General features: G+C 35.3%; 26 protein-coding genes and 1 pseudogene. 19 read left to right on the top strand and 8 right to left on the bottom strand.

All coding sequences use genetic code 11. From position 1 onward, the window contains the following. Positions 1-12 precede the first annotated feature (12 nt). Both H5968_RS02260 and H5968_RS25385 read right to left on the bottom strand, forming a co-directional pair. Positions 13-2,238: a hypothetical protein gene (locus H5968_RS02260; protein ID WP_187038634.1), complete on the bottom strand. Its 2,226-nt coding sequence runs from the start codon at positions 2,236-2,238 to the stop codon at positions 13-15. 42 nt (positions 2,239-2,280) lie between these two features. Beyond that, a complete protein-coding gene (locus tag H5968_RS25385; protein ID WP_255427023.1) occupies positions 2,281-2,403 on the bottom strand; it encodes a hypothetical protein in 123 nt (40 codons plus the stop codon). 458 nt (positions 2,404-2,861) lie between these two features. Here H5968_RS25385 and H5968_RS02250 point away from each other — a divergent pair, with 458 nt between their 5' ends. After that, positions 2,862-4,040 (top strand): glycosyltransferase family 4 protein, encoded by a 1,179-nt coding sequence (locus tag H5968_RS02250; protein ID WP_187038632.1) that lies wholly within the window; start codon positions 2,862-2,864, stop codon positions 4,038-4,040. A 40-nt stretch (positions 4,041-4,080) separates the two neighbouring features. Beyond that, positions 4,081-5,214, top strand: a complete 1,134-nt coding sequence (locus tag H5968_RS02245) for a glycosyltransferase (RefSeq protein ID WP_187038631.1) — start codon at positions 4,081-4,083, stop codon at positions 5,212-5,214. 349 nt (positions 5,215-5,563) lie between these two features. Here the strand turns inward: H5968_RS02245 and H5968_RS02240 are convergent, their stop codons facing one another. Together H5968_RS02240 and H5968_RS02235 are read right to left on the bottom strand one after the other, a co-directional pair. Then, positions 5,564-5,827 (bottom strand): hypothetical protein, encoded by a 264-nt coding sequence (locus tag H5968_RS02240; protein WP_096570797.1) that lies wholly within the window; start codon positions 5,825-5,827, stop codon positions 5,564-5,566. Positions 5,828-6,053: 226 nt separating this feature from the next. Next, on the bottom strand, positions 6,054-7,346 hold the full coding sequence (locus H5968_RS02235; RefSeq protein WP_187038660.1) for a mechanosensitive ion channel family protein: 1,293 nt from the start codon (positions 7,344-7,346) through the stop codon (positions 6,054-6,056). A 403-nt stretch (positions 7,347-7,749) separates the two neighbouring features. Between H5968_RS02235 and H5968_RS02230 the strand changes: the two genes are divergently transcribed. The 6 genes from H5968_RS02230 to H5968_RS02205 all read left to right on the top strand — a co-directional run bounded on the left by H5968_RS02230 (position 7,750) and on the right by H5968_RS02205 (position 13,505). Next, entirely contained in the window at positions 7,750-8,559 is an 810-nt protein-coding gene (locus tag H5968_RS02230; protein ID WP_187038630.1) for a hypothetical protein, read from the top strand. Positions 8,560-8,812: 253 nt separating this feature from the next. Further along, the gene (gene ahcY / locus H5968_RS02225) at positions 8,813-10,090 is read left to right on the top strand and encodes an adenosylhomocysteinase (RefSeq protein WP_187038629.1); all 1,278 of its coding nucleotides are present in this window, start codon (positions 8,813-8,815) and stop codon (positions 10,088-10,090) included. 133 nt (positions 10,091-10,223) lie between these two features. Then, positions 10,224-11,312, top strand: coding sequence for an AAA family ATPase (locus H5968_RS02220; RefSeq protein WP_187038628.1), 1,089 nt, complete (start codon positions 10,224-10,226; stop codon positions 11,310-11,312). Continuing rightward, positions 11,305-11,991 carry a DUF3226 domain-containing protein gene (locus H5968_RS02215; RefSeq protein ID WP_137669235.1) on the top strand — a complete coding sequence of 229 codons (687 nt, stop codon included), beginning with the start codon at positions 11,305-11,307 and terminating at the stop codon, positions 11,989-11,991. The genes H5968_RS02220 and H5968_RS02215 overlap by 8 nt, the downstream gene beginning before the upstream one ends. 135 nt (positions 11,992-12,126) lie before the next feature. Next, positions 12,127-12,834 carry a hypothetical protein gene (locus H5968_RS02210; RefSeq protein WP_187038627.1) on the top strand — a complete coding sequence of 236 codons (708 nt, stop codon included), beginning with the start codon at positions 12,127-12,129 and terminating at the stop codon, positions 12,832-12,834. Further along, entirely contained in the window at positions 12,831-13,505 is a 675-nt protein-coding gene (locus H5968_RS02205; RefSeq protein ID WP_187038626.1) for a hypothetical protein, read from the top strand. Before H5968_RS02210 ends, H5968_RS02205 begins: the two co-directional genes overlap by 4 nt. 308 nt (positions 13,506-13,813) lie before the next feature. On the opposite strand, the gene H5968_RS02200 is transcribed toward H5968_RS02205, so the two are convergent. The 3 genes from H5968_RS02200 to H5968_RS02190 form a co-directional block, all read right to left on the bottom strand. Continuing rightward, positions 13,814-14,173 carry an aspartyl protease gene (locus H5968_RS02200; protein WP_187038625.1) on the bottom strand — a complete coding sequence of 120 codons (360 nt, stop codon included), beginning with the start codon at positions 14,171-14,173 and terminating at the stop codon, positions 13,814-13,816. Continuing rightward, positions 14,170-14,487, bottom strand: coding sequence for a hypothetical protein (locus H5968_RS02195; RefSeq protein WP_096570807.1), 318 nt, complete (start codon positions 14,485-14,487; stop codon positions 14,170-14,172). The genes H5968_RS02200 and H5968_RS02195 overlap by 4 nt, the downstream gene beginning before the upstream one ends. 80 nt (positions 14,488-14,567) lie before the next feature. Next, a complete protein-coding gene (locus H5968_RS02190) occupies positions 14,568-14,981 on the bottom strand; it encodes a hypothetical protein (protein WP_255427021.1) in 414 nt (137 codons plus the stop codon). 298 nt (positions 14,982-15,279) lie between these two features. On the opposite strand from H5968_RS02190, the gene H5968_RS02185 reads away from it, so the two are divergent. From H5968_RS02185 to H5968_RS02175, 3 genes and pseudogenes are all read left to right on the top strand, one after another. Further along, entirely contained in the window at positions 15,280-15,615 is a 336-nt protein-coding gene (locus tag H5968_RS02185) for a XisI protein (protein WP_187038624.1), read from the top strand. 56 nt (positions 15,616-15,671) lie between these two features. Continuing rightward, positions 15,672-15,890 (top strand): hypothetical protein, encoded by a 219-nt coding sequence (locus H5968_RS02180; RefSeq protein ID WP_187038623.1) that lies wholly within the window; start codon positions 15,672-15,674, stop codon positions 15,888-15,890. 91 nt (positions 15,891-15,981) lie between these two features. Continuing rightward, positions 15,982-16,209 (top strand): annotated as a pseudogene (locus H5968_RS02175) (element excision factor XisH family protein); the annotation flags it as partial. A 194-nt stretch (positions 16,210-16,403) separates the two neighbouring features. Here H5968_RS02175 and H5968_RS02170 read toward each other — a convergent pair. Then, positions 16,404-17,084, bottom strand: coding sequence for a hypothetical protein (locus H5968_RS02170; protein ID WP_187038622.1), 681 nt, complete (start codon positions 17,082-17,084; stop codon positions 16,404-16,406). Between the two features lie 995 nt (positions 17,085-18,079). On the opposite strand from H5968_RS02170, the gene H5968_RS02165 reads away from it, so the two are divergent. The 8 genes from H5968_RS02165 to H5968_RS02130 all read left to right on the top strand — a co-directional run bounded on the left by H5968_RS02165 (position 18,080) and on the right by H5968_RS02130 (position 26,868). Further along, a complete protein-coding gene (locus H5968_RS02165) occupies positions 18,080-19,225 on the top strand; it encodes a serine/threonine-protein kinase (protein WP_187038621.1) in 1,146 nt (381 codons plus the stop codon). Between the two features lie 223 nt (positions 19,226-19,448). Then, on the top strand, positions 19,449-21,128 hold the full coding sequence (locus tag H5968_RS02160) for an RluA family pseudouridine synthase (RefSeq protein WP_187038620.1): 1,680 nt from the start codon (positions 19,449-19,451) through the stop codon (positions 21,126-21,128). A gap of 359 nt (positions 21,129-21,487) precedes the next feature. Further along, positions 21,488-22,126 (top strand): hypothetical protein, encoded by a 639-nt coding sequence (locus H5968_RS02155; protein WP_096570820.1) that lies wholly within the window; start codon positions 21,488-21,490, stop codon positions 22,124-22,126. A gap of 14 nt (positions 22,127-22,140) precedes the next feature. Beyond that, positions 22,141-22,947, top strand: coding sequence for a pentapeptide repeat-containing protein (locus H5968_RS02150; RefSeq protein ID WP_187038619.1), 807 nt, complete (start codon positions 22,141-22,143; stop codon positions 22,945-22,947). 414 nt (positions 22,948-23,361) lie between these two features. Continuing rightward, positions 23,362-23,988: a DUF305 domain-containing protein gene (locus H5968_RS02145; protein ID WP_187038618.1), complete on the top strand. Its 627-nt coding sequence runs from the start codon at positions 23,362-23,364 to the stop codon at positions 23,986-23,988. Positions 23,989-24,057: 69 nt separating this feature from the next. Next, the gene (locus tag H5968_RS02140; RefSeq protein ID WP_187038617.1) at positions 24,058-24,252 is read left to right on the top strand and encodes a heavy-metal-associated domain-containing protein; all 195 of its coding nucleotides are present in this window, start codon (positions 24,058-24,060) and stop codon (positions 24,250-24,252) included. A 72-nt stretch (positions 24,253-24,324) separates the two neighbouring features. Beyond that, entirely contained in the window at positions 24,325-26,589 is a 2,265-nt protein-coding gene (locus H5968_RS02135; RefSeq protein ID WP_187038616.1) for a heavy metal translocating P-type ATPase, read from the top strand. Then, positions 26,590-26,868: a hypothetical protein gene (locus tag H5968_RS02130; protein WP_255427020.1), complete on the top strand. Its 279-nt coding sequence runs from the start codon at positions 26,590-26,592 to the stop codon at positions 26,866-26,868. Positions 26,869-26,968 lie beyond the last annotated feature (100 nt).

The following is a 26,968-nucleotide window of genomic DNA, read 5'->3' as shown; positions in this document are numbered from 1 at the left end:
ATAACCTAATTTTTAGGAAATTGGTAAACGATAAATAATCACTTTTCCTTTCCAATTTTCTTCCACAAACACTAAATATTCACCATTACGACGACGAAAAGCGCGGATACCGTGGGGAATATCCACCCAACCACTTTCTCCACCAACTTCTGGACCTGGACTAAATTTTCTTACAAGTTTGCCTGTAGTGGCATTATAGATATTAACCTCCGCAGTTTTAGATGTCACTGTAAATACATAATCTACTGCTACACTCATAGCGGCGGTAGCAATTTCTCGTTTACCAGTGGTGTCATAAGGAATGACAGTTCGCCATTTAGGAGTGCGATTTCCTTTACTCCAATTATCAAATCGGGCAATTTCTGACCCGACAACTCCCCAATCATCACCAATAGCAGGATGTTCAACAGTAAAACCTGATAAATACATCGTATCTGTTTCGGGAAAATATTCAATTCTTCGCAAATCTTTAAAGAAGCTAGGAGTCTTTTCCTTTTGCATGGAACGATAGGTATAAATCGGATTTCCTTGACTATCTAATCCCTGTAAAGGATAATGGCGAATACCATCTTCCGTTCGCAAAGTTTTCCACATATCACCTTTAGTATCTACCCACCAACCTCCTATGTAGGGATAATCTTCACTGTTGTCATATTCATTTTGATCAAATGCACCATTACCATTTTTATCTCGCCAGATCCATTCTCCTTTGGCTGGTTGATACGGAGGCCAATTACCGTTTATAGATTTACCTTGATCATTAGTTCCCACAAACATTCCCGCGGGAATAGCAATTTCACCATCTGTTTTTGGATCAAAACGATAAATTTGCACCATACTTCCGAACATATGTGTCAGAAATAAAAAAGGCTTTCCTTGAATGCGACGGAAAATAGGAGCATCTGGGGATGTATGTAGACGCGGATCTTGAGGATATTTGAAAGGATTTAAAGTATAAGCTTTATATGTCCATTGTTTACCTGCTGGTTTACTGTAATCCATCCAATATTCTTCTTGTTTGGTGAAAAGATTAACACCATCACTTTTAGGATCTGTATCGGCATTATCAACAAAGATTAAACCAAGTAATTGCCATTGCAGTTTTCCCGATGGGGAGAATTTTCTTAAATCTGTTCCTGAATTATTAAAGCCATTATTGTTGATATAGAAATTGCCGGCACTATCTGCACCAACGCCTGTAATACCATAAAGTTTTAAGTCTTGAACTTCTCCAGGAACACCGCTATAAATTCCATTTTTAGTTCCGAAAGTTCCTACCTGGACAGGTTGGTTTTTAATGTTGTAAATGAGTACCTGTTGCCGGATGCCATTTTCAGCTACTAATATTCTATCTTGTTTATAAATGGCGATCGCTGTAGGATCAACAACATCTACAATTTGTTGGGGTAATTTCTTACCAGTTTGGTCATAATGAACTATTTTCCCCGGTGTATTACCTTTTTTATTTTGAATAATCCATAAAGTTCCCCGTGGATCAACGGCTATTCCTCCGGGATTATTAACAGTAAATTTTCCCGTTTCCTGCATTGTTTCTGTATTGAAAATACGCACAATGTTGGCATCAGCATTACTCACAAATAACTTATTACCTACAATTGCTAAACCAGTAACTTCGCTTTTGTCACTGATAATTAACATACTTTTATCCCAGCCATTTCCCCCAGGAAAAGGTGCAGGTTTTCCCGTTAAATCATAGCGTCTCACACAGTACCAAGTTTTACCCTCAGAAGGATAACCTTCTTTTTGACTACTCATTCCTCCCTGTCTCATAGCAACATAAATATATTTGCTATTGGCTGTAACCGCTTTCCCACCAAGACGATACCAACCATGCAAATCTTCCAGGAAACCTATGACTTTACCATCTTTATAGATAGCTGCTTCCATGCCAGCTTCATCCCAAATACTGTTAGTGTAAACCAGTCCATTTCCTGTAACATACATCGCCTCTATATAGTTTTGTACCCTTAGTTCTCCCTTACCAATAGTATTACCAAGCCAAGATGTTTGATAAGTAAATACTGGTGCTGTAGCTGTTTGAGTTGTGGCTTTTTCCATTGTCATTCCCGCAAAGATGACAATTAAGCTACAAGTGACAGACAGTAAAATTTTGACAGCTATATTTTGTCGCCAGTACCTACTCCTAACTACATTATTGATAACTTGAATTAGCTGTTGTTGATTTTTTTGAATTTGTGAAGTGAATCTGTTTTTCATAAAATTGCTATGGCTGCATATTGGCAAAAATGAGTTGCTAAATTATGCTTTTGCTTTTTGATATCTTGTTCCTTTTCTAAAAACCGTAGCGAAAACGTAGCGGAGAAAAGGCACATAAACATCATTGGTACTAAATATCAATAAACTAACAAATAAATGTTGCATTTTAGGTAATTTCATCAGAACTTTATCAAAAAAATATATTTTTTATATTTTCTCATCTGCCAATATTATTCTTTTTCAGAAAAATAATTTATCTTCCCCTCGGAACTTGTTAATTATAATACAGGATTCATCACAGCCTAATTCTGTAGATAGATACAAAGCTTGAGAAAATATTTAATTATCAAAGGTGCGGATTTAATAGATATTAATGATATCAATGATATTAATAATCACAGTAATACTTTTACTAAGTACAAAATCCCAAGACTCCCTGTACTCAGTAAACTCAATATCTAAAAATAATTTATTCAAAAACTACCTGATTTACAAATTTTTAACCGGATTAAACTAAAGGTTTGTTAATTGATGATTATGAGCATTAACTGTATCGTTTCAGACTTACCTATTAAATAAGTTTCATCGTGTGAGGAAGTTAAGGAGATAATTAGGTGGAAGGTATGACAAAAACTCAGGAATTAGCTTCTGCGTCTATCCTCACCTTGGGAACAGGTTGGTTTCCCAAAACACCGGGAGGATTAGAAAGGTATATTTATGAACTAACTCAAAAATTAGCTCTAAATAAAGACCGAATAGAATTATGTGGTGTAGGTTTACCTAATGCAAAAAATACACCCATTCAGTCAAATATTCAGTTAAATAATTTAGCATCTCCAGATAGTCAAATTTGGAAAAGATTATGGTCCATTCGGACTAACTTCCAAAAAACTAGGTTATATCAACCTGATGCAATTAATCTACATTTCGCATTATATAGCTTTCCGATTTTGGATCTTTTACCGAAAGAAGTACCAATTACTTTTAATTTTCATGGTCCTTGGGCTTCAGAAAGTAAGGAAGAAGAAGTAAATAAAAAACTAAGTATTTGGGTGAAAAAGCGGTTGATAGAAAAAAATACCTATAATCGCTGCGATCGCTTCATTGTTCTCAGCCAAGCTTTTGGTAATATTTTACATCAACAATATCAAGTTCCCTGGCATAAAATTCACATTATCCCCGGTGGAGTAGACATCAATCACTTTCAATATAATTTATCTCGTCTCACAGCCAGAAAACAACTAGCTTGGCCAACTGATCGACCAATATTATTTACCTCCCGTCGTCTAGTTTATCGCATGGGAATTGATAAGTTATTACAAGCACTAGCCATAATTAAACCCACAATTCCTGATATTTGGTTAGCTATTGCTGGACGTGGACATATTCAAAATTCACTACAACAACAGGTGATAGAACTTGGACTAGAAAACAATGTTAAATTTTTAGGTTTTTTACCTGATGAACAGCTACCAATTGCTTACCAAGCTGCTAATTTAACAGTAATGCCCAGTCAATCTTTTGAAGGTTTTGGATTAGCAATTGTGGAATCTTTAGCCTGTGGTACTCCAGTTTTATGCACACCTGTAGGGGGAATGCCGGAAATTTTACAGGGTTTTGCACCAGATTTAATTACTGATTCTATTACTGTTGATAGCATTGCTGATAAATTAGAACAAGCAATGTTAAGAAAAATCATTTTACCTTCTAGAGAAGAATGTCGTAATTATGCAGTACAAAATTATGATTGGAATCATATTTCTCAACAAGTAAGACAAGTTATTTTAGCTGATAAAAATTGATAAATTAAACGCAGATAGACGCAGATAAAGGTAGATAATAATGAAGATTTTGTTTTTAGATCAAAGTGGTAAACCGGGTGGTGCTGAGTTATGTTTATTAGATATTGCTAAACCCTTTGCTAATAATTCTTTGGTTGGTTTATTTGCTGATGGTGATTTTAGAAAGTTACTGGAAATTAATCATATTCCTGTGGAAGTTTTAGCAACTCAAGCTATTAAAGTTAAAAAACAAAGTAGTTTATTTACAGCATTAGCTAGTTTAGGACAACTCACACCTTTAATTAATAAAGTCGTGACACGCGCTAGGGAATATGATTTAATTTACGCTAATACTCAAAAAGCTTTAGTTGTCGGTGCAATAGCAAGTTTTCTCTCTCGTCGTCCTTTGGTTTATCATTTACACGATATTCTATCTTTAGAACATTTTAGTAACACTAATCTCCGGGTTGCTATTACTTTAATTAATCGCTTTGCATCTTTAGTAATTGCTAATTCTCAAGCTAGTAAAACTGCATTTATCCAAGCTGGTGGGAAAGCTGATTTTGTAGAAGTTGTCTATAATGGTTTTGCTATTAAAAATTATCAAGTTTCTGAAAATGAACCTCGGCAATTAAGGCTAAATTTGGGATTAGAGGATAAATTTGTAGTGGGACATTTTAGCCGTCTTTCTCCCTGGAAAGGACAGCATATTTTAATTGATGCTTTGGCAGAATGTCCAGAAAATGTTAATGTTATTTTGGTCGGTGATGCTTTATTTGGTGAGGATGAATATGTACAAGAATTACACCATCAAGTAAAAGCTTTAAATTTAGAAAACCGAGTTAAATTTTTAGGTTTTCGTGATGATATTCCCCAATTAATGTCAACTTGTGATTTGGTGGCACATACATCAATTGCACCTGAACCTTTTGGGAGAGTTATTGTGGAAGCGATGCTATGCGGTAAACCTGTGGTTGCTGCTAAAGCTGGGGGTGCAATAGAATTAGTTGAAGATGGGATAAATGGTTTTTTAATCACACCAAATAACCCCCAAGAATTAGCACAGGTAATTAATCATTGTGTTCAGGAAAAAGACTTGATGCAAAATATCGCTAATTATGCTAGAATTAGTGCTAGTCAAAAGTTCGATGTGAATATTATTAATCAGCAAATTCAAGAATTGTTAAAAAGGTGATCAGATCCCCGACTTCTATTTTATATCTCTGGTTGATGAAGATTAAATATTAGAGAAGTCGGGGATATTAGCTAAATATAAGTTTTTTAAATATTGATTTTGCTAAAATAGATCAATTGCGCCTTGTTGACAATAATCAGCCTTTATTCTCAAGATTATTGAGAATGTTATCAATAATTCAACGCAAATACGTTTTTTCAGGATTGATTAATCCTTATTTACTTTTTGTGCTATGATTATATGTATAATCTAATTGGGTATTTTTGCTATTTTTTAGAAAAATCCTACAATTGTAGGTGTTGGGTTTCCTGATGTCTACCCAACCCAGGACTGTTTAATTAACTTTTAATTACGCTGCTTCCCGCATTGGCGAAGAAATACTCACTTCTGGAAGGGGAAGGGAAAGTTGTTCAGCTTGAGGTAATGCTGCTTCCTCCAAAACTGTAACTTCAATATTGACACTGACTAAATAACTACCCGTATCCGCATCTACCGCTTCAGCAATTAATTTTGCTATGTCTGGACGTTTTGCGGTCAGAGGATCACGTAAAATACAACGATCCCATTCATGCTTGGCAGTTGGATTAAGATTGAGAATATAGTGCTTCATCATAGTAATACCCTTGTAATATCCTTGAATCCATCTTCCAGATATTGTTTACAGGTCGGACACGATGAATTTATTATAGTACATTTATACTAAATTTGCAAGAGAATAGCGAAAAACCCCTGACTTATCCAGGACTTACGCAAAAAATAACGAAAGTAGCGGTAATTCATGAATTACCGCTACACCAGAACAGGGTTTGAATCACATTTTAAGTCAGTCAAATATCTGCTTAATGCAAAGATGAACCATTTTCTTGATAACTCAATAACTGAACATCATTAACCCAGATTGATTGTTGAGGTACGGGAATATTAATTCCAACTTCATCAAAAGCAATTTTCAGACGACGACGATATTCTCGCGCTACATCCCATTGTTTGAGGGGTTGGGTTTTAATCCAAACACGAATCATCATCCCGCGATCGCCAAAATTATCAATTCCCAAAATACTGGGGGTTTCAATAATTTGTCGTTTCCATTGAGGTTCTTGATTCATCTGGATAGCGACATTTTCAATTAATTTCAAAGCCTCATCAATATCAGTTTGGTAAGAAACTGGAATAATTAAATCAGCACGAGACCAGCGACTAGAAAGATTAGCTACAACTTTAATTTCGCTGTTAGGAATTGTAATTAATCTTCCTTCTGCATCCCGTATTTGAGTCATTCGCAAATTGAGATTTTCCACTAAACCACTCACATTTCCCACAGTAATCACATCACCCAAAGCATATTGATCTTCAAGAATAATCAAAAAGCCATTAATGGCATCTTTAATTAAGTTCTGAGAAGCCAAAGATACAGCCACACCAATTAAACCAGCACCAGCTAAAAGAGGAACAATATTTATTCCCAAAGCAATTAAGGACATTAGGATTCCTGCACCTACCCAAATAATGATAGTGATACTTTTAGTAACCCCAGAAAATGTGGATATTCTCAATTGCAAACGTTCGGAAGTTTCTGGAGTTAGTAATGCTCCACCACTGATGATAGTAGAGGTAAAATGATCTATAATGGCATAGGTAAACCTTACTGTTAGATATGTTCCCACCCCAACAACTATTAATTTAATGGGAATTTTGGCAATGGTGAGAATCCCAATTTGTAGGGCTTGGGTAGCAGGAAATAGTCCTAAAATAATTAAACTACCACTGACCCAAATTCCAGCTTGTGCAAGTTGAAATAGTCGGGTTTTAACTTCTTGAAGATGTCGCTCTTGCTGTTTATTTAGTAATGTAGTGATGGGTTGATCTTCTGAGGAATCAGAGTCAGAGACTTTGAGTAAATTATTACTTAAACGTTTTTGGAAACGACGAACTCCCCAACTCATGATTACCATAGCGATGGTAGTACCAGAGGCGATCGCCAATTGTTCTAAAAATTGATTTTCTTTTTCTTGTTGTGGTTGAGTTAATGTTTTTTTAGTAAATGTAGTTTTATGTAAACTTTCTGGTATTTGTGGTAAATTATTCGGTGTCTGGGCTGTAGCTTTAGGTATGGGTGCAATGGATATGATCATTGAACCCGTAATCGCTAAAAATTTACCTAGCACTTAAATACCTCCTTGGGTAATAGACATTTTGTGGTCATGAAATGTGTATAACCACGAAACCCCTGTAGGGACAATTCATGAATTGTCCCTATGATAATTTTTACCAGATGTTTCATGATCTATGTCAGGGTTTAGCATTGCTAAACCCCTTACTTTTGACGACCTCTTGTGTACAGAATTTTGGCAAATAATTAAATAGGAGTCCTATAGTCTTACCAGAGAAAGATGAAAAAACCAAAAGTTAGATCGGGTCTTAATCTTACTTATGTTGAAGATATAGGTAGTATGTAATAGCTAATAGGTATTTATGATAAAATATGGCTAATTAAATGCAGAACAGATTAGAAACAATATTTGGGAAAAATTGTCTATGTCTCGACCATCTTTTGTGATTTTTGCCCAAAATTACCTTTTTGCACTACTTAGTAATTATGGTAATGTTTTCCTCAATGAACTTATTCCCCGTAACCCTAAATTGAGAGTCTATAAACATCCTTCTCGATTAGGCTGGGAAAGTACATACATAAAAACAATTTTTACTGATCACCCGCGTATATTGGTTAGTCCTGAAGTGGTGGCAGAAGCAAAAATGGTAGATGTATTGTTTGAACCTGACATCAATAAATCTAGGACATCCTTGGGACTATTGGGAGAATTTACTTCAAATCCGTGTATTATTTCACCTCTACGCTGGACACCAAATATCTGGGAATTACGAACTTGTCTCAATCATTTTTTAACATGGACAAGTGAAGCTGATGGTAGGATTATTCCTGTCAATGAAACTTTAAAAGATACAGATCAGGAAAAATCAAAAGAAGAAGATAATAAAACTCAATTGATCATCGTCCCCTCGATTTTCCCTGACCATTTTCGAGGATTTGGAATTAAACCATCTGCTATAAATATTGCAGGGGTTTATAATTTACCTGCAATTTTCTCTACTACTATTGTTGTTACCAGTGAATTGCCTATAGATGTTTCAACTTTATGGCTGAGGATTTTAGGACGCGGAAAAACTCAAAGACAGGCAATAATGGAACTTTTTAACTCAGGTATTGATGATCCACTTTATACTTTAGCTCGGCAGCAGTTACATCAATGGTATCAACTTTTATTACAAGGTGACATGAGTAAGGAATCTCAGCTATTGATGCAAACTTTGGCTTCATTGATTTAATCAAATCTACTCACTGTTAAGTAGCTGGTCATAATTCAATATAAAATGTGGGATGGGCATACTTCGATAAACTCAGTACAAGTCTTGCCCGTCAACAGGCTAGAAGCCTGTTCCACTATCTAGCAATGAAAAATTACCTTTGCTGATCAATCGGGAATGAGTATTTACCGGAAAATATGGCTACTTGTCAGAAAATATTGTTAAAGTACGTAAAGGTTTATCAACCTGTTGCATTTTTTAGAGGATAATTTTCATGACCGCAACCGCTCCCAGATTAAAGCACGAGGTTAAAGACCTCGCTCTCGCTCCCTTGGGAAGACAACGTATTGACTGGGCTGGCCGGGAAATGCCAGTATTAAAGCAAATTCGCGATCGCTTTGAGAAAGAAAAGCCTTTTGCTGGTTTGCGCTTAGTTGCTTGCGCCCACGTTACCACCGAAACCGCCCATTTGGCGATCGCCCTCAAAGCCGGTGGTGCTGATGCAGTTTTAATTGCCAGTAACCCCTTATCAACTCAGGATGATGTGGCTGCTTGTTTAGTCACAGATTACGAAATTCCTGTATTTGCTATTAAAGGCGAAGACGCAGCCACCTATAACCGCCACGTGCAAATCGCTTTAGATCATCGTCCTAACATTATTATTGATGACGGTAGCGACGTGGTTGCAGACTTAGTGAAACACCGTCAACACCAAATTGCAGATTTAATCGGTACAACCGAAGAAACCACCACCGGTATTGTGCGTTTACGCGCTATGTTGGCTGATGGCGTGTTAACCTTCCCCGCAATGAACGTCAACGACGCAGACACCAAGCACTTCTTTGATAACCGCTACGGTACTGGTCAATCTACCTTAGACGGCATTATCCGCGCTACAAACATTTTGCTGGCTGGTAAAACCATTGTAGTAGCTGGTTATGGCTGGTGTGGTAAAGGTACTGCTTTACGTGCGCGTGGTTTGGGTGCAAACGTTATCGTTACCGAAATTGACCCCATTAAAGCGATTGAAGCGGTAATGGATGGTTTCCGGGTATTACCCATGTCTGAAGCTGCACCCCAAGGTGACTTGTTTATTACCGTGACTGGTAACAAGCACGTTGTTCGGGGTGAACACTTCGACGTAATGAAAGATGGGGCGATCGTTTGTAACTCTGGTCACTTTGATATTGAGTTAGACCTGAAATACTTAGCAAGTCAAGCCAAGGAAATCAAAACCGTTAGACCTTTCACTGAGCAGTATATTCTTAACAGTGGTAAATCTGTGATTGTACTGGGTGAAGGTCGTTTAGTTAACCTCGCTGCTGCGGAAGGACATCCTAGCGCGGTAATGGATATGAGTTTTGCAAACCAAGCGTTAGCTTGTGAATACCTGGTGAAGAATAAGGGTAAATTAGCACCTGGTTTGTATTCTATTCCTACTGAGGTTGATCAAGAAATTGCTCGTTTGAAGTTGCAAGCGTTGGGTATTGCAATTGATAGTTTGACTGCTGATCAGGTTGAGTATATCAATTCTTGGCAGTCTGGAACTTAATTTATTAGTAAAACCCATAACCCGACAGGGAATTAATTCCCTGTCTATAAAATGTAGGGGTTTAGCAATTGGTGTCAACTTAACGTCAAACCGATAACCCAACTGGGAATGATCACATAGTATGGAGGTTACAGTGATTAAAAATATTAGGATTAAAAATTTTAGATATTTTGAGGAATTAGAAATATCTGGTTTCGAGAAAATTAATTTAATTAGTGGAAAAAATAATATTGGTAAAACTGCATTATTAGAAGCATTATTTCTTAATAGTAAACCAAGACCAGATACTATTTTTTTACTAAGACAAATAAGAAGAGAATCATCAAAGTTTAGACAATCTTTACCAGAAAATACCTGGAATTACTTCTTTTTTGAAGAAAATAAAAATAATCCAATAGAGATTGAAGCTATCCTAGAAAATGATTCATCCAAAAAAATTGAAGTATTTGTAGATGAATCTGTCCAAAATTTAGAAGATACATATCAACAGGATAATAATGATGATAACGAAAAACTTATTAGTCTTTTTTCAGGAAGTGAGTCTGTAAAATCTGTAATGCACCTAAAAACAACAATTAATAATGGAGAAGCATTTGAAACATTAATCATGTCTAGTGTTAAGGGTATTATAGCCAGAGATATTAAAGTTCCTGATATTAAAGATGCTTTTTTTATCCCCTCCTTCTTAAGAGTTGGTAGCAGGGAATTGGCAGAGGAATTTGATAAATCTCGTTTAAAAGATAAAGATCAAGAACTTCTCAGCACCTTTCAAGTTATTGATCCTGCTATTATTAGTATAGAGACAATGACTATTGGTGAAGGAAATATTTGGGTGAAGAAAGAAGGAAAAAAAAGGTTGCCTTTAGCTTTGTTTGGTGATGCCATAAATCGTATTGCGGATATTATTTTAAGGATTGTGAATAATGAGAATAGTATTATATTAATTGATGAGATAGAAAATGGTATTCATCACTCAAATCAAGTTGCTTTTTGGAGTATTTTGTACAGATTAGCTAGGGAGTTAAACATACAAATATTTGCTACAACTCACAGTTTAGAAATGATTAAATCTTTTATTGAAGCTGGTGCTGAGTATGAAAATATGGCTGCTCATTTTGAGTTAACTAGAAATGTGAAAACTGGTAAAATAGTTGCTATTAAGAGAGATTTAGATACTTTAGAGTATGGTATAACTCACAATAAGGAGGTCAGAGGTGAGTAGCAATATTTTGATTGTAGAAAGTAAAAATGATCAATATTTTTTACAGGCAATTATTCGTTACCTTAATTTTAATATAGAAGTTGCTCCTGCGATTATGATTTCGGAGGACGATTATAAATCAATGAAAGGGTTAGATCCTAAAAAACTCAAAGAAGCTCTTTATGATTTAAAAGCGGATATACAAAAAGGTAAAGTTGAACGAATAGGTATTGTTATTGATATTGATGATAAACAAGAAATTGAGAGAATTAATTTTGTTAATGATTGCATTCAAGCAGTTTTTCCACGAACACAATTATTGACAAAAATTAATAATTTTGTGGATATAAATTTTGATAGTTTTAATTTTCAACTAGCTTGTTACTTTACGAATGTTAATGGAGAAGGAGAGTTGGAAACAGTTTTAAAAACGATTAAGAAAGAAAATTCGATTTATGCTGACTGCTTAGAAAGTTGGAAAGATTGTTTAGAAAGTCATGGAAAAAAAATCAAAATTAAGGATTTTAATAAATTTTGGGTTTCTATGTATTTAAGATTTGATACTTGTTCAAATAAGGAAAAAAAGCAAGCCGAGAAAAAATGTAGTTTTGAATATGCAATGTCCAATAAATCAGAAATATGGGATTTTGAACATCCTATATTAAATGATTTGAAGGCTTTTTTGCAGATGTTTAGTTAATTAATCTATATTTTTTGGTAATGTATTTATTGCTAATATGGTGTATTAACTTGTATTAATAAAGTTTCTTAATTATATTAATTTATCAAGATTTGAAATAATTTAATCACTTATCTAATACTGGAGAATTATCTTATGATCCTAAATTTTAATTTACCAATTTCCATTCCCCCTGATGTAATTTTAGAGTGGCAAAACGGGATAAATGATGGAATTGCCACTAATAAATGGTGGCAATCACTGACAAAAGATCAGCAAAAATTGCTGCTAGAAAAATGTTTGGTTTTCTTGCAGCAACAAAAAATTAAAGAATCTAAAATAGACAGTAAATCACTTGTTTCCAGTCTTATACAACTTTCAAAAAGTGCTGGGGAGTTAGAACTATTTCAAGATGCCAAAAATCGTTTTGTACTTTCCGGTAGAATTGATCGCAATTTGTATGGTATCCGGGGTAAATGCTATTCTCAATCTCCTGAATTTGTTGGGAGTATGTGTAACGAATTTCTTGGAGGCTATTTAGAAACAAGCAGTAATCATGAACATGGACAAAAAACTGTTGATGTTATTTGTTGTGCTTTGAATGCACTTCCTGGAATTACTGCGGCTCAAACTCCATCTGATAGTGTCGCTGATGTTGGTTTACGATGGGATGTAATAATTCAATGGAATGATTGCTATTTTCCTATACAAGTTAAAAGTAGTTTTATTGGAATAGAAAAGGCTTTAGAAACAGGCAAGTTAGGAAATTATGCTCAAGAAAAGATAGACAAACTGTATCTTCAGTCTGATAAACTAGCAGCAGAATACATAAAAAAGCAAGTAAATACTCTCAGCAAGAAATGACACATCACAAAGCATATATTAAAAGTCGCCAAGAAAATATTTCAGAACTTAGGAGTAAGTATTCACAAACCACGCCACTTTATATATGGGCAGTCCAAAATAAAGAAACTATTCAACTGTTAGTCGAATTATTTGCAAATACTTTTAAAATTGACAATAACATCAAGGAATATCAAGAACAAGCAGTAGCAGCTTATCTAGAAAAATATCCTAAAGAAAAAAGTCCTAGTGAAAAAAGACAGGAGAGATTAAATAAAATTAATGAACAAAAGAAAGAGCAAGCTGAACAAATAATTCAAGCATTAAAAGAGCAGATTCAAGGCAAACAAAAACGTATTCGTAATCGTAAAGCTAGAAAACGTCCGGTAGTAATAGAACATAACGAAGCTTTCACAATAGCTGAAAGTTCACTTAAAAACTTCCAGGAGCTAATTGAAGATAAGAATAAAATCAAAATTAAAGAAGTGCGATTTGGAAGGGCATGGTATTCTGATCAAACGTTATTTGATAATATTAAAAAGCTGAGAGATATTGATAAAGAAACTAATTCTCCAATGTTACAAAAAACAGAAGATCTTTTTAGCTTAGTTCAGGATTTTACGGAAATTCGAGAAACACTAATTGGAGAATTTGATGAGGAATTTGATCCTAATATATTCCTTAATACTTAATTTTATTTTCCTTTTTTTATTTTCCATAAAACCTTTAGTTACGTAGGTTGGGTTGAGGAACGAAACCCAACATCTTTATAATTTAACTGCTTTGGGTTGCGCTTCGCTTAACCAACCTACGAAAATAAAAGATTGAAACTATCATACCTGACATCAATTAAAATTGCTAGTATTTCCACCCATCAAACAGGAGATTATTTTATAGAAACAATAAATTATCCTAAATTAGTCAAAACAGTATTAACAAAACACACAGAAAATTATTTAACCAAAGTAATAGAACTTGCGTCTCTGCGTGAGATAAAAAATCATCCCAAAGTCAAAATACCTTCTGGAAAATCCACCACCAAACGCAACAACTTTAACCACTCAGAACCCAATAAAACTTCATTAATTCCTTTACCAACATTCACCGGAATTTGATACTGCTTTCCGTCTAATATCACTTGACCTAAATAAATCTGAAATTTTGATTCACCTTTCGCAGTCCGTAACATTTCCTCCCCACTATACACCCATTCTAATCCATCTAAATCTTGTGTATTAATAGCCATAAAACCTGCAAATCCCGTATCAAATAGGGCATCTATAGGAAGATTTAAGCTATCATTAACTAATTCAATTTCAAAAAATAATTGCCCATTTTCTCCAAAATAACCCTCTATCATATTGTGCCAGTTGTCCCCGTTTCATTCAAACAAAAAACGAAATGTCTAGCTTGAGGATATTTTTCCAACATTCTTTTATGAGATTCCATCCTATCCTGATCAATTAAATATTCTCCACTATCTGGTTCTATAGCAATATACCAACCATAGTGATTTTCAATATATTCAGGACGGACACGCTCAAAAATTGCCCGACAACGTTGATAAAATATTTCATCTTCTGCTTCTCGTCTGGCTAATTCTTCTGGTGATATAGTCAATTCAGGAAAAATTCTTCCTCTTCTTACCATTCTTTTTGATGTTATGTAAGTCATCTTATTAACTTAAACTCCAGTTATTATTTTAACTTAAATTGTGCTTAATTGCAACTTTTATCATTATTTGAACATAAATTTTAACATGATTTACCCTCTTTATTTTCATCATTAAAAGCTGCTGCTAGGTCAGGACTGGTGATTGCGATCGCACTTTCATGCCATTCATGAATAGTAGCATCAATCAAATCCCAAGCTTCATTAGAAGTATCAGTTAAGCGAAAAGCCTCACTCACTTCTTTAATAAAATCTTGCAATTCATCAGCATCAAATACGCTTAACCATCCATAAGGATGCTCATAACCTATTTTTTGTCCTAATAATAACTGAAATGCAACCGATAACACCTCAAAAACAGCCTTACTTTGTGTTACCCCTTTCACAAGATAAGCCATATCTACACGACGCAATAGCGCAAAAGATTGGTCATTGCGAGTAATTGTGATTGGATGTTCATAAGCTTTGTCTAGAATTCGTCCAGGTTGACGATTCAACTCAGTGGCTGTAATGTAACTAGCTCATCTGAGAACGCATTGCTAAAAATTGCAATTGACATGATACTTGCGTTTTCCAGAAACGCTGATTTAATCTAAATATGATTTACGTACTATTATACGTAACCGTTATCATTTGTCAATAGGTAACATTACAAAAACCTTGGTTTCGGTTTTCATTTTTTCTTTGCGCGAAACAAAAATCACAACTATTTCAAGAACCAATTGGTAAAATATTATTAGAAAATCAACGCCTTTGTTTACTTGTCTTCGATCCAAAACGAGAGGAAATACTGCAATGGATACCTTAGATAAATATCGCCAAATCATTCAAAAAATATTAACGGAATATTCCCAACTTCCCTACGCTTACGGAGAACTAGAAAGACAACTAATAATCAGCCAAAACACTAACCATTACCTACTACTAACATTAGGTTGGGAAAATAATCAACGGGTGCATGGTTGCTTAGTTCATATAGACATTATCAACGATAAAATCTGGATTCAAAGAGACGGAACAGAATACGGTATAGCTAACGAACTTGTTAACGCTGGTATTCCTAAAAATCAAATTGTTTTAGCCTTCCAACCAGCCGATATCAGACAATATACAGAATTTGCAGTTGCTTAAATGCCTGAATCAAGATTTACAGAGATTTTTCAGCTATTAATAATTGAGAAAATACTATGACACAAAAAACATACTCACTTCTTATAACCTTTGAGCAAATTCTCAACCTTGTCTTACAACTTCCCGCAGAAGAACAGGAAGAGATAATTCAACAAATCAAGAAAAATTCACCCAAAGAACAAACCATGAAATTGAGTGATTTGTATGGTTGTATCCAAGATGAAATATTTATTAGACATCCACAATTAGAACAACCTGAAAGAGAAGCATTCTGATGATTTACTAACAGGGAATTTTCCCACATTGCTCAATTACAATTACAAGACTGAAAAATAATATAATTAAACATCCTCACTTTAACTTCTTATGTCAGCAAAAGATTTTTTTCACAATGCAGTTAGGTTAGCTTTAGAAAAAGATGGTTGGTTAATTACTGATGATCCTTTAATATTTACAGTAGATGGTCTTGATTTTAGAATTGATTTAGAAACAGAAAGACTTTTAGGAGCAGAAAAGGAAGGTCAAAAAATAGCTGTTGAGATAAAATCTTTTTTAGGACAATCTGAAGTTACTGAATTTCATACAGCTTTAGGATAAACACTTAATTATCGTACTGTTTTAAGAAAAAAGAACCCAACCGTATCTTATGACCACACCATTGTTTCTATTAAAAACGCTTGAATCACTATTATTACAGAGAATTGGTATTAGCCCCCCTTAAAAAGTGGGTTGGGGGGATCTAAATATTACCTATTCTAAATTAATATCACATCACTGCTTGATTCAACTTACTGTTTCTGAGCATAAACCAAAAGACTCTTGTATTTTTCAACTAGGTAAATTTTACCTTGGGCTGTAAATGATTCGATGATTTCTTCAGCTTTAGCATAACCTACAGACTGTGTATAGAACAGTATTTTCCCGTGAGGATTCAATTTTCTGAGAAATAAATCAACCATTGATTCATCATTATGATGCACAAAGGGAGCTTCTTCAGCCATATAAAATTCACCAATATGAAAGAGTGCAACCACATCTAACATTGGTAAAGAACGATCTGTGAGAGTGTAGATATCTGTACAAAGTACCTTGTAAAATTTAGCCAAATGACGATTTTTACGGCACATTTGCACATAAGCTTCATGTTCAGGAATAGAAGCAGTAATACCAATAATTTCATTGGGTTTTGTTAACTTCTGATTTTCTAATCCTAAAATGTGATGAGCGCCTGTACCAAAATGAAACACTGTCCGATCCTGAATATTATATTTTTGCAAATATTCGATTAATTCAAGATCACATGGACAGAGATGGGGTTGTAATTCCCATGATGATTTTGTGCGGTAGTAGTCATTACCTACCCAGTGTGGTAAAACAGGTTGAGTCAAGCTAACTGAGTAGTACAATTTTGCTAATTGGCGATTGCTGAAGACAATATCACGAATTGTTTTTCTCAAAGTAAGAACCATCTGTTAATCCTCAATAGTTTAAAAAAAGTGAATTAGGTTTTGATATTTCGGCTACTAAATCAGTCCAGATATAATGCTAAATTTATTTGGTCTATGATTATTATTGATAATTAGCTATCTGGACTGCTCACCAACTAATAAAATGCCCCTGTATGAGTACCAATAACATGGATTAGATGTGGCTTGATTGTTAATTCAGCAGGGACAATTATCTTTTATTTCAAGTTATCTACCCTGGGCATGAATTAACGTTTATATCTTGAAGATATCCCTGTAAAAAGTTTTGGTACTTTATTTACCGTAATGGTGGTTAGCTTAACATATAAAATTTTGAAGAAAATAAAGATTTTATCAATTTAATATAAAAAATATAAAAAATATAAAAACTTGTGCAAATTAAACTTTAAACTTTTAGGTAATTCTGATTTTTACACCAATACCTTTGCCAAAATCAAAAATATCTTGATTTGTAGGTTGGGTTGAGGAACGAAACCCAACAAATACGTTGGGTTTTACTTCGTTCAACCCAACCTACGGGAAAATGGCTAAGGTATTGTTACACAATATAATTACTAGGATCATCTAATAAATAAAATGCCAAAGAACTACAAACAGCAATAATTGTTGATATTACTGCCAATTATATGAGTAATTTTACTAACAAGCTGATGATAATTAACATATTGGTGCTTCAAACATAAACCAGTCGCTTACATTAATATCCAGTTCTGTGTCGGGAATGGTAGCTGGTTATTTGGATGTGCAATCTGTAAATGCTGTTAAACTATGATCAGACCAGACCTAAAGTAAATTTTGTGCTACTTGGGTGGGACTAATAGGATACCATTGTTGAGTCCAAGAAAATTGATTTTTCATGATTATCAAAGTCCAATTTGTTTACCTTTTTTGTTATACTATGCTTTTCTTGAATAATCTTAACAATTAACATTTAACAAAGCACAAGGCATAATATAGACAAGTGAGCGATCGCCTTTATGAGTTACTGTCTTAACCCCCATTGTTCCAAACCGGAAAACCCTGATGATGTCAAGTTTTGCCTAACTTGCGGTACTAAGTTACTTTTAAAAGAACGTTACCGCCCTATCAAACCCATCGGACAAGGTGGTTTTGGTAGGACTTTTTTAGCGGTGGATGAGGATAAACCCTCAAAACCTCCCTGTGTAATTAAACAATTTTTTCCCCAAGCACAGGGTACAAATACGGTACAAAAAGCAATAGAGTTATTTAATCAGGAAGCTATTCAGTTAGATGAATTGGGAACACATCCCCAAATTCCCGCGCTGTTGGCTTATTGTACTCAAGATGACAGACAGTATTTAGTCCAAGAATTTATTGATGGGCAAAATTTAGCTCATGAATTAATAAACAAAGGTACTTTTAATGAAAATCAAATTCGACAATTGTTGAATGATTTATTAAATGTATTACAATTTTGTCATAGTAAACAAGTCATTCACCGCGATATTAAACCAGAAAATATTATTCGTCGTATTAATGATAATAAGTTAGTAATTGTTGATTTTGGGGCTGCAAAATCTTTTACAAGTACAGCTTTAAATCATACAGGAACAAGTATAGGTAGTCCTGAATATGTTGCACCAGAACAAATGCGGGGAAGGGCAATTTTTGCCAGTGATATTTATAGTTTGGGAGTAACTTGTATTAATTTATTAACAGGGCGATCGCCTTTTGATAGTTACGATACCCATAACGCTGCTTGGATATGGCGACAAAATTTACCAACTCCCGTTAGTAACGAATTGGGTAATATTATTGATAAAATGGTAGAAACTATCCCTGGTCGGCGTTATCAAACAACTCAGGAAGTTCTGCAAGATTTAAATAACATAAATAACAATTTAAATATTCAAACTTCCGCAGTTATCCCACCGACAATAATTACTCAACCAGTTAAACAAAAACGTTCTACTTCTCAACCAGTTGTTAATTCTCAAACTCCTAGTCAAATTGAGAAAGAATTACTAGAAATCAAAACACAGTTTACAGGTGGTAAAGTTCCATCAAAAAATGCTAACCAACAATCTTCTGTTACTACTAATAACGATGCTATAGATAAAGAATTGGAGGAAATGAAAGCTAAGTTTTTAGGAAATGGATGATTTAAGTATTTAGTAAACAATTAAGGAAACTTTGGTAATTGTTTTGTAAAATCATGTCCGTTTGCTTATGATTGAACCGCAAAGGGCGCAAAGTACACAAAGGCAAGAGAGTTTGAAAGAGACAGTATTGCGTCAATAATAAGCTAAGTTAAATCTTCAATAAATGTTCAATAGTCATTAAAATTACTATAAAAAACACTAGAAAATAGATGGTAATTTTCAGATGGTAATTTTACATCATTTATCAGATTTTATTAACCCAGATATGGAGATTGAAATTGCACCACCTAACTATTACTATGAGGGAAAATGTCCCCAAACAGGGGAACTTCTGAAATTACCACGCACGGCGTTAAGTGAAGCTATTGCTAAAAGTTTAATGCAGCAACTTCGGGAAAATCAACTTTATAATAATGAAGGGAAAATGTATGGTATTCTATTAGTTGAATTACCCAACGGTGAACAAAGAGTTATTAAAGCTTTTTCTGGTCTTTTAAATGGTTTAAGTGTAGTTGCAGGTTGGGTTTCACCTATTCCCGGAAGAGCAGAAATAGCTTTAGCAGAAAAGCAAACTTTAATAGAATTGGAAAAAATTAAACAGGAAATTATTCAACTTCAACAAATTCCAGAACGACAACAATATGAAACCTTAGCTGCTAAATTTCAACAACAGTTAGACAACATGAGTTTAGAACATAATTATAGTAAAAAACAACGACAAGAAAAACGTCAACAATATCAACAAAACCTCACAGGAGAAAAGTTAGAACTTGCTTTAGCAGAACTAGAAGCAGAAAGCCGTCAGCAGGGAATTGAAAGAAAATACTTCAAACGTAGTCAAAATGAAGTTTTACAGCCTTTACATGATAAAATAACAGCCACAAATAACAGAATTAGAGAACTCAAACAACAGAGAAAAGAGCTATCCAGGGAATTACAAAACCAAATGCACGCAGCTTATAAATTAACTAATTTTTATGGAAAATCTTTATCTATCCAACAATTAATACCAACAGGAACACCTACAGGTACAGGTGAATGTTGCGCTCCCAAGTTGTTACATTATGCAGCAACTCATCACTTAAAACCCCTAGCAATGGCGGAATTTTGGTGGGGTGAATCTTCAGAATATGATAAAATTCAGGATACAATTCAGGATACAATTCAAGATAAGATTCCAGGAAAATTTTATGGTGCTTGTGTTGAAAGATGTCAACCGTTGATGGGGTTTTTGCTATCTGGTTTAAAAATTGCAACTTCTGATTTTTCAAACTTAGAAATTATTTATCAAGATGAATGGTTAATTGCAGTGAATAAACCACCGGGATTATTATCAGTACCAGGGCGGTATGTAGAAAACCAAGACAGTGTTTTAAGTCGTTTACGAAATTTGTATGATTGGGAATTAATGTCAGTGCATCGTTTAGATCAAGAAACATCTGGGATTTTAATCTTAGCACGGGATCAAAACACTTATGCACAGATAAATCAGCAATTTGCCAACCGACAAATACATAAAATATATGAAGCTATTATTGCAGGTTCACTGACCACAGAACAAGGAGAAAAAGGTATTATTAATTTACCATTGTGGGGAGATCCTGAAAACCGACCTTATCAAAAAGTAGATTGGGAAAAAGGTAAACCCAGTGTAACGGAATTTCGAGTTATCGGAAAAAAAGGAAATTACACCCGTGTAGAATTTAAACCCCTAACAGGAAGAACTCATCAGTTACGGGTTCATGCTGCGGATGTAGCAGGATTGGGAATTAATATATTAGGCGATCGCCTATATGGTTGCAATGCTAACGCTACTCGATTACATCTACACGCCAGAGAAATCACATTTAAACATCTCCACACCGGGGAACATCTGCATTTACAAACAGTAACACCGTTTTAAGGGAATAGGGAATAGGGAGCAAAGGGCAGGGAGAAGTTACTTCGTTATCTCGTTCCCAGTCTCAGACTGGGAATGCCACCAAGAGGCTCTGCCTCGACTTTTACCTCCTGCCTCCTGCCTTCTGCCTTCTGCCTTCTGCCTTCTGCTTTCTGCCTCCTGACTCCTTATCTCGTTCCCAGTCTCAGACTGGGAATGCCACCAAGAGGCTCTGCCTCGACTTTTACCTCCTGCCTCCTGCCTCCTGCCTCCTGCCTTCTGACTCCTGACTCCTGACTCCTTGATCTCCTTCTTCTCAGATGCAGCCTTTATCGGTAAACTCATATATTACATACTCATACTCATAACTGGAGAAAAACACTTTGGGCATAGAATTACGCAGTTTCGTATTTCTAGACAACCTGCAACCGCAACACGCAGCATATATGGGAACAGTAGCCCAAGGTTTTTTACCATTACCAGGGGATACATCCCTGTGGATTGAAATCTCACCCGGTATTGAAATCAATAAAGTTACAGACGTAGCCTTAAAATCCGCTTCTGTCCGTCCGGGAGTGCAGATAGTAGAACGACTTTATGGACTTTTGGAAATACATTCCGGTTCTCAAGGAGAAACACGAGCCGCAGGACAAGCGATTTTAGACTTGTTGGGAGTCAGAAAAGAAGACTGTCTTAAACCCCGTGTGGTTTCTAGCCAGATCATCCGCAACATTGACGCTTACCAAACCCAACTCATCAACCGTACCCGTCGCGGACAACTGCTACTGGCAGGACAAACCCTCTATGTTTTAGAAGTTGAACCCGCTGCTTACGCTGCACTGGCAGCTAATGAAGCGGAAAAAGCAGCCGCAATTAATATTCTGGAAGTGCAAGCTGTCGGCAGTTTTGGGCGACTTTATTTAGGAGGAACGGAACGAGATATTTTAGCCGGTGCAGCTGGAGCTTTAACCGCAATTGAAAATGTACCAGGCCGCACTCCTCAAAGTCAGCGTCAAGAATAAAAGGATTAATAAAAATGGCACATCAACAACATCTAACTTTATTAAAATCAGGTGCAGTCACTTGGACAGGATGGAGAAAAGAAAACCCGGAAATTGAAATTGATTTGAGTACCGCTAACTTAGTAGGAGAAAACTTTCGGGGTGCAAATCTCCAAGGTGTGAATTTAAATAAGGTAAATTTAAGTTATGCTTTATTGGTCAGAACAAATTTTCAAGGTGCAAATTTAAGTAGTGCTAATCTCTCTCACGCTAAGTTAATCGAAGCTAACTTTTCTCAAGCTAATTTGAGTCTCGCTAATTTGCAAGATGCCATTTTGACACAGGCTAATTTATCTCAGGTCTCTTTAATTGGTGCTGATTTAAAAGCCTCTAACCTCATCTGTGCAATCATTACAGACGCTAATTTAATTGGTACTGATTTTCACAACGCTAATTTAAAAAATGTCGATTTAGCAGATAGTAAACTCATCCGCAGTAATCTGAGTTTTGCTAATTTGATGGGTGCTAATTTAATTAATGCTGACTTGTCAGAAGCTAATTTGTATGAAGCAGAAATAATGCAAAGCTATCTTTATCAAGCTAATTTTTATAAGGCAAATTTAACTAAATCACATTTAGGAAGTTCTTACTTATTCCGCGCTAATTTCAGTGAGGCTAATTTAACCAATACTGATTTAACTGGGGCTAATTTGAAATATGCCAATTTAGCAGGTGCAAATTTAACAGGTGCAACCCTCAGAGGTGCAAATTTAACAGGTGCTAACCTCAAAGGTGCAATTTTAACTGATGCTATTTTGCCAGTTGCTTTTGGATCTGATTAGAATAGGCAAACTAATCAACGCCAATATATAAATTATTTAAATAGCATTTTGCCAAAAAATGCCAAAAAAGTTACACAAGTCATTTTTACCGCCAAAATTCTGAGAATTTCTGTCAATAAGCTTTTTCCAGATAACGATTTTCCAAGGGTCTTGACTTCTGGACTGGTTATGATAATATGTGTATTTGAATAATCCAAGGGCTATTAATGTCTAAATTAAGATTTAATTAAGATTTACTAAAATTTAAAGATTTGTAAAATAAATCTAGACTCTCTAGTGGACTAGAGGGTTTAGGATAAATTAGACAACACAACAGGACTCTCAGCCAAAAATTGGTAACATAGGTAAAACAAATTGCTGATTTTTGGCAGAAATGCCCTAAACCTTCCTTGGGAAGCGAAAGGAGCAAAAGTGATGCTTAACAAATCAGTCAACTTTGGTATTTTAGGTTTACTTGCCGCTTTATCCCTCACCAATAGCGCCATAGCCCAACCACATCAACATTCGCCTTCTACCCCTGCTGGTGAGACAAACACCATGCCCCATACCATGCCCCAGCAACAGGAAGATCAGCGTTTTCTGATCATGATGAACCATCATTTTCAGAAAACGGTGAAAATAGCAGATTTGGCCATACAGAAGGCGAAAAATCCCCAGATAATAGCGTTGGCTACTGAGATAAAAACCGAGCAAACCCAAGAAATTGAGCAATTACAAGCTTTGTACAAACAGTTATATGGCGCAGAATTGCCCGCTGGTGCTATGAATTGTATGGACATGGGTGGTATGGGTGGTATGGGTAGAGGTAACGGTATGGGAGGAATGATGAGTTTAGAAGCTTTAGAAAATGCCCCCAACTTTGACCAGGAATTTTTGCGGAAGATGATTCACCATCAACAAATGTCAGTGAAGATGGCAAAGACAACTGCTGAAAATGCTAATGAGCCACAAATTCGCAATTTAGCTCAAGCTATCATCAAAACGCAAACAGCCCAACTTGAGAAATTGCAGCAGTTGGAAAAGGTGACAGGTGACAGGTGACAGTTATCAGTTATCAGTTGAATCTTAATTTTTTGTTCACTTGATTTTTTCACTTTCTTGTTTAAGGTTATGACAATCAAACTTACAGTTCCGGGAATGGCTTGTTCTGCTTGTGCCAACAATATTACCAATGCAGTTAAAGCCGTAGATGCTAACGCTAATGTGGAAGCTGATCCCAAAACCAAACTTGTCAATGTCGATACTCAAGCTTCAGAAACTGCTATTAAAGAAGCTTTAGTTGCTGCTGGTTATCCTCCAGCTTAATAGTTAGGGAGATGGGGAGAAATTTATTAGACCTGTTCCCTGTTCCCTATTCCCTATTCCCTACTCTAAATTATGAATAATATTACTCTCAAACTCAAAGGAATGAGTTGTGCTTCCTGTGCTAATAATGTGGAACAAGCTATACTTGCAGTTCCTGGTGTGATTAATTGCAATGTTAATTTTGGTGCAGAACAAGCAACAATTAATTATGAACCACAACAGACTAATTTAACAGAAATTAAAGCTGCTATTGAAGATGCTGGTTATTCATCTTTTTCTATGGTAGAAGCACAGGGTGAAGATGATGTGGTACAAGTCCAGAAAATAGCAGAAGAACAAGAATTAAAGCTTAAATTATGGACAGGGGGGATAATTAGCACATTCCTGTTTGTCGGTTCTTTACCGATGATGACAGGGTTAAAATTACCTTTTATTCCTGATTTTTTACATCATCCTTGGTTGCAGTTAATATTAACAACTCCGGTGCAGTTTTGGTGTGGAGGTTCGTTTTTTAGAAATGGTTGGAAGTCTTTAAAACACCACACCGCAACGATGGATACTTTAATCGCTTTGGGTACTGGTGCGGCTTATTTTTATTCTGTAGTGGTTACGCTTTTCCCTGGTTTTTTTATTTCCCAAGGTTTAGAAACTCATGTTTATTATGAAGTTGCAGCAATGGTTGTCACTTTAATTTTATTGGGGCGGTTTTTGGAACATCGCGCTAGGGGACAAACTTCGGAAGCTATTAGAAAATTAATAGGTTTACAAGCGAAAACTGCTAGAGTTGTGCGGGATGGAAAAGAAATTGATGTTCCTATTCAAGATGTAATTATTAATGATATAATTTTGGTGCGTCCTGGGGAAAAAATTCCTGTTGATGGGGAAGTTATTGATGGTAATTCAATGGTAGATGAGGCGATGGTAACGGGTGAAAGTTTACCTGTGAAAAAGCAACCAGGAGATGAAGTTATTGGGGCGACAATTAATAAAACTGGTAGTTTTAAATTTAAAGCAACTAGGGTAGGTAAGGATACTTTTTTAGCACAAATTGTGAAATTAGTCCAAGAAGCTCAAGGTTCTAAAGCTCCTATTCAAAGATTAGCAGATCAGGTAACAGGGTGGTTTGTTCCTGCTGTTATTGCTATTGCGATCGCAACTTTTTTGATTTGGTTTAATTTTACAGGTAATTTTACCCTTTCTCTGATTACAATGGTGGGTGTTTTAATTATCGCTTGTCCCTGTGCTTTGGGTTTAGCTACTCCTACTTCTGTCATGGTAGGAACTGGTAAAGGTGCGGAAAATGGTATTTTAATTAAAGATGCCCAAAGTTTAGAATTAGCACATAAAATTAAAACTATTGTACTTGATAAAACGGGGACTTTAACTCAAGGTAAACCCACAGTTACAGATTTTGTGACTGCTAAAGGTACAGCTAATCAAAATGAAATGAATTTATTAAAATTAGCTGCATCTGTAGAAAGAAATTCTGAACATCCTCTAGCGGAAGCTGTGGTAAAATATGCCGAATCTCAACAAGTTAATTTAACAGAAGTTACGGATTTTTTAGCTGTTGCTGGTTGTGGTGTACAAGGTATTGTTAATCATCATTCAGTGCAAATTGGGACAGAACGATGGTTAAATGAATTAGCAATTAATACCGATGCTTTGCAAGAATATAAAATTGCTTGGGAAACCGGAGGAAAAACTGTCATTTTAATTGCTGTTGACGGAGAATTAGCAGGAATAATGGCTATTGCGGATGCTTTAAAACCTTCCTCAACAGCAGCGGTAAAAACATTGCAAAAGATGGGTTTAGAAGTGGTAATGTTAACAGGAGATAATCAACCTACTGCGGAAGCGATCGCTCATCAAGTTGGTATTTCTCAAGTTTTCGCTCAAGTCAGACCTGATCAAAAAGCTGCTATTGTAAAATCATTACAATCCAAAATCCAAAATCCAAAATCTAAAATTGTCGCCATGGTGGGGGATGGTATTAATGATGCACCAGCGTTAGCGCAAGCAGATGTAGGAATAGCTATTGGAACAGGTACAGATGTGGCGATCGCTGCAAGTGATATTACTTTAATTTCTGGAGATTTGCAAGCAATTGTCACCGCTATTCAACTTAGTCGCGCTACCATTAATAATATTCAGCAAAATCTCTTCTTTGCTTTTATTTATAACATCATTGGTATCCCTGTTGCGGCTGGTATTCTTTACCCTATTTTCGGTTGGTTACTTAACCCCATTCTTGCAGGTGCAGCAATGGCACTTTCTTCCGTTTCTGTAGTTAGCAATGCTTTAAGATTACGTAAGTTTCAAGCAGGAGTCAATTAAATGTTAAATAAAACATTAACTCAAAAATTCAATCAAAAATTCAATCAAAAATTCAATCACAAAATCCTGTGGGTAAGTCTTGCTTGTTTAATGTTATTAACATCAAGTCCAGCAACAGCAGAAAATTCCTATTCACATTCACAGCATAATCAAAATCAACAGTTTCAAATTATTCAGCAACCTTTAGAATTAAAATTTGCAGTAACTATTGCTGGTTTAGGTTTAATAGGTTTAGAATTATGGTGGTTTATTTTTAGTAAATCAGAGGTAGGAAGGTAGGAAGATAGGGAGTTTAATAACCCAATTACCAATCACCAATTACCAATTACCAATTACCAATTACCAATTACCAATTACCAATTACCAATTACCAATTACC

The sequence above is a fragment of the Sphaerospermopsis sp. LEGE 00249 genome (genome assembly GCF_014299995.1).
GTDB classification, from domain to species: Bacteria; Cyanobacteriota; Cyanobacteriia; order Cyanobacteriales; family Nostocaceae; genus Sphaerospermopsis; species Sphaerospermopsis kisseleviana.
The sequence above is the reverse complement of the archived record's forward strand: the minus strand, read 5'-3'. Positions and strand labels throughout refer to the sequence as shown.

What these genes read in the sequence shown, in the direction of transcription:
- H5968_RS02260 (WP_187038634.1), bottom strand. Translation starts at nt 2,238, where the DNA reads ATGAAAAACAGATTCACTTCACAAATTCAAAAAAATCAACAACAGCTA.
- H5968_RS25385 (WP_255427023.1), bottom strand. Translation starts at nt 2,403, where the DNA reads ATGCAACATTTATTTGTTAGTTTATTGATATTTAGTACCAATGATGTT.
- H5968_RS02250 (WP_187038632.1), top strand. Translation starts at nt 2,862, where the DNA reads ATGACAAAAACTCAGGAATTAGCTTCTGCGTCTATCCTCACCTTGGGA.
- H5968_RS02245 (WP_187038631.1), top strand. Translation starts at nt 4,081, where the DNA reads ATGAAGATTTTGTTTTTAGATCAAAGTGGTAAACCGGGTGGTGCTGAG.
- H5968_RS02240 (WP_096570797.1), bottom strand. Translation starts at nt 5,827, where the DNA reads ATGATGAAGCACTATATTCTCAATCTTAATCCAACTGCCAAGCATGAA.
- H5968_RS02235 (WP_187038660.1), bottom strand. Translation starts at nt 7,346, where the DNA reads ATGATCATATCCATTGCACCCATACCTAAAGCTACAGCCCAGACACCG.
- H5968_RS02230 (WP_187038630.1), top strand. Translation starts at nt 7,750, where the DNA reads ATGTCTCGACCATCTTTTGTGATTTTTGCCCAAAATTACCTTTTTGCA.
- ahcY (WP_187038629.1), top strand. Translation starts at nt 8,813, where the DNA reads ATGACCGCAACCGCTCCCAGATTAAAGCACGAGGTTAAAGACCTCGCT.
- H5968_RS02210 (WP_187038627.1), top strand. Translation starts at nt 12,127, where the DNA reads ATGATCCTAAATTTTAATTTACCAATTTCCATTCCCCCTGATGTAATT.
- H5968_RS02205 (WP_187038626.1), top strand. Translation starts at nt 12,831, where the DNA reads ATGACACATCACAAAGCATATATTAAAAGTCGCCAAGAAAATATTTCA.
- H5968_RS02200 (WP_187038625.1), bottom strand. Translation starts at nt 14,173, where the DNA reads ATGATAGAGGGTTATTTTGGAGAAAATGGGCAATTATTTTTTGAAATT.
- H5968_RS02195 (WP_096570807.1), bottom strand. Translation starts at nt 14,487, where the DNA reads ATGACTTACATAACATCAAAAAGAATGGTAAGAAGAGGAAGAATTTTT.
- H5968_RS02185 (WP_187038624.1), top strand. Translation starts at nt 15,280, where the DNA reads ATGGATACCTTAGATAAATATCGCCAAATCATTCAAAAAATATTAACG.
- H5968_RS02180 (WP_187038623.1), top strand. Translation starts at nt 15,672, where the DNA reads ATGACACAAAAAACATACTCACTTCTTATAACCTTTGAGCAAATTCTC.
- H5968_RS02170 (WP_187038622.1), bottom strand. Translation starts at nt 17,084, where the DNA reads ATGGTTCTTACTTTGAGAAAAACAATTCGTGATATTGTCTTCAGCAAT.
- H5968_RS02165 (WP_187038621.1), top strand. Translation starts at nt 18,080, where the DNA reads ATGAGTTACTGTCTTAACCCCCATTGTTCCAAACCGGAAAACCCTGAT.
- H5968_RS02160 (WP_187038620.1), top strand. Translation starts at nt 19,449, where the DNA reads ATGGTAATTTTACATCATTTATCAGATTTTATTAACCCAGATATGGAG.
- H5968_RS02150 (WP_187038619.1), top strand. Translation starts at nt 22,141, where the DNA reads ATGGCACATCAACAACATCTAACTTTATTAAAATCAGGTGCAGTCACT.
- H5968_RS02145 (WP_187038618.1), top strand. Translation starts at nt 23,362, where the DNA reads ATGCTTAACAAATCAGTCAACTTTGGTATTTTAGGTTTACTTGCCGCT.
- H5968_RS02140 (WP_187038617.1), top strand. Translation starts at nt 24,058, where the DNA reads ATGACAATCAAACTTACAGTTCCGGGAATGGCTTGTTCTGCTTGTGCC.
- H5968_RS02135 (WP_187038616.1), top strand. Translation starts at nt 24,325, where the DNA reads ATGAATAATATTACTCTCAAACTCAAAGGAATGAGTTGTGCTTCCTGT.
- H5968_RS02130 (WP_255427020.1), top strand. Translation starts at nt 26,590, where the DNA reads ATGTTAAATAAAACATTAACTCAAAAATTCAATCAAAAATTCAATCAA.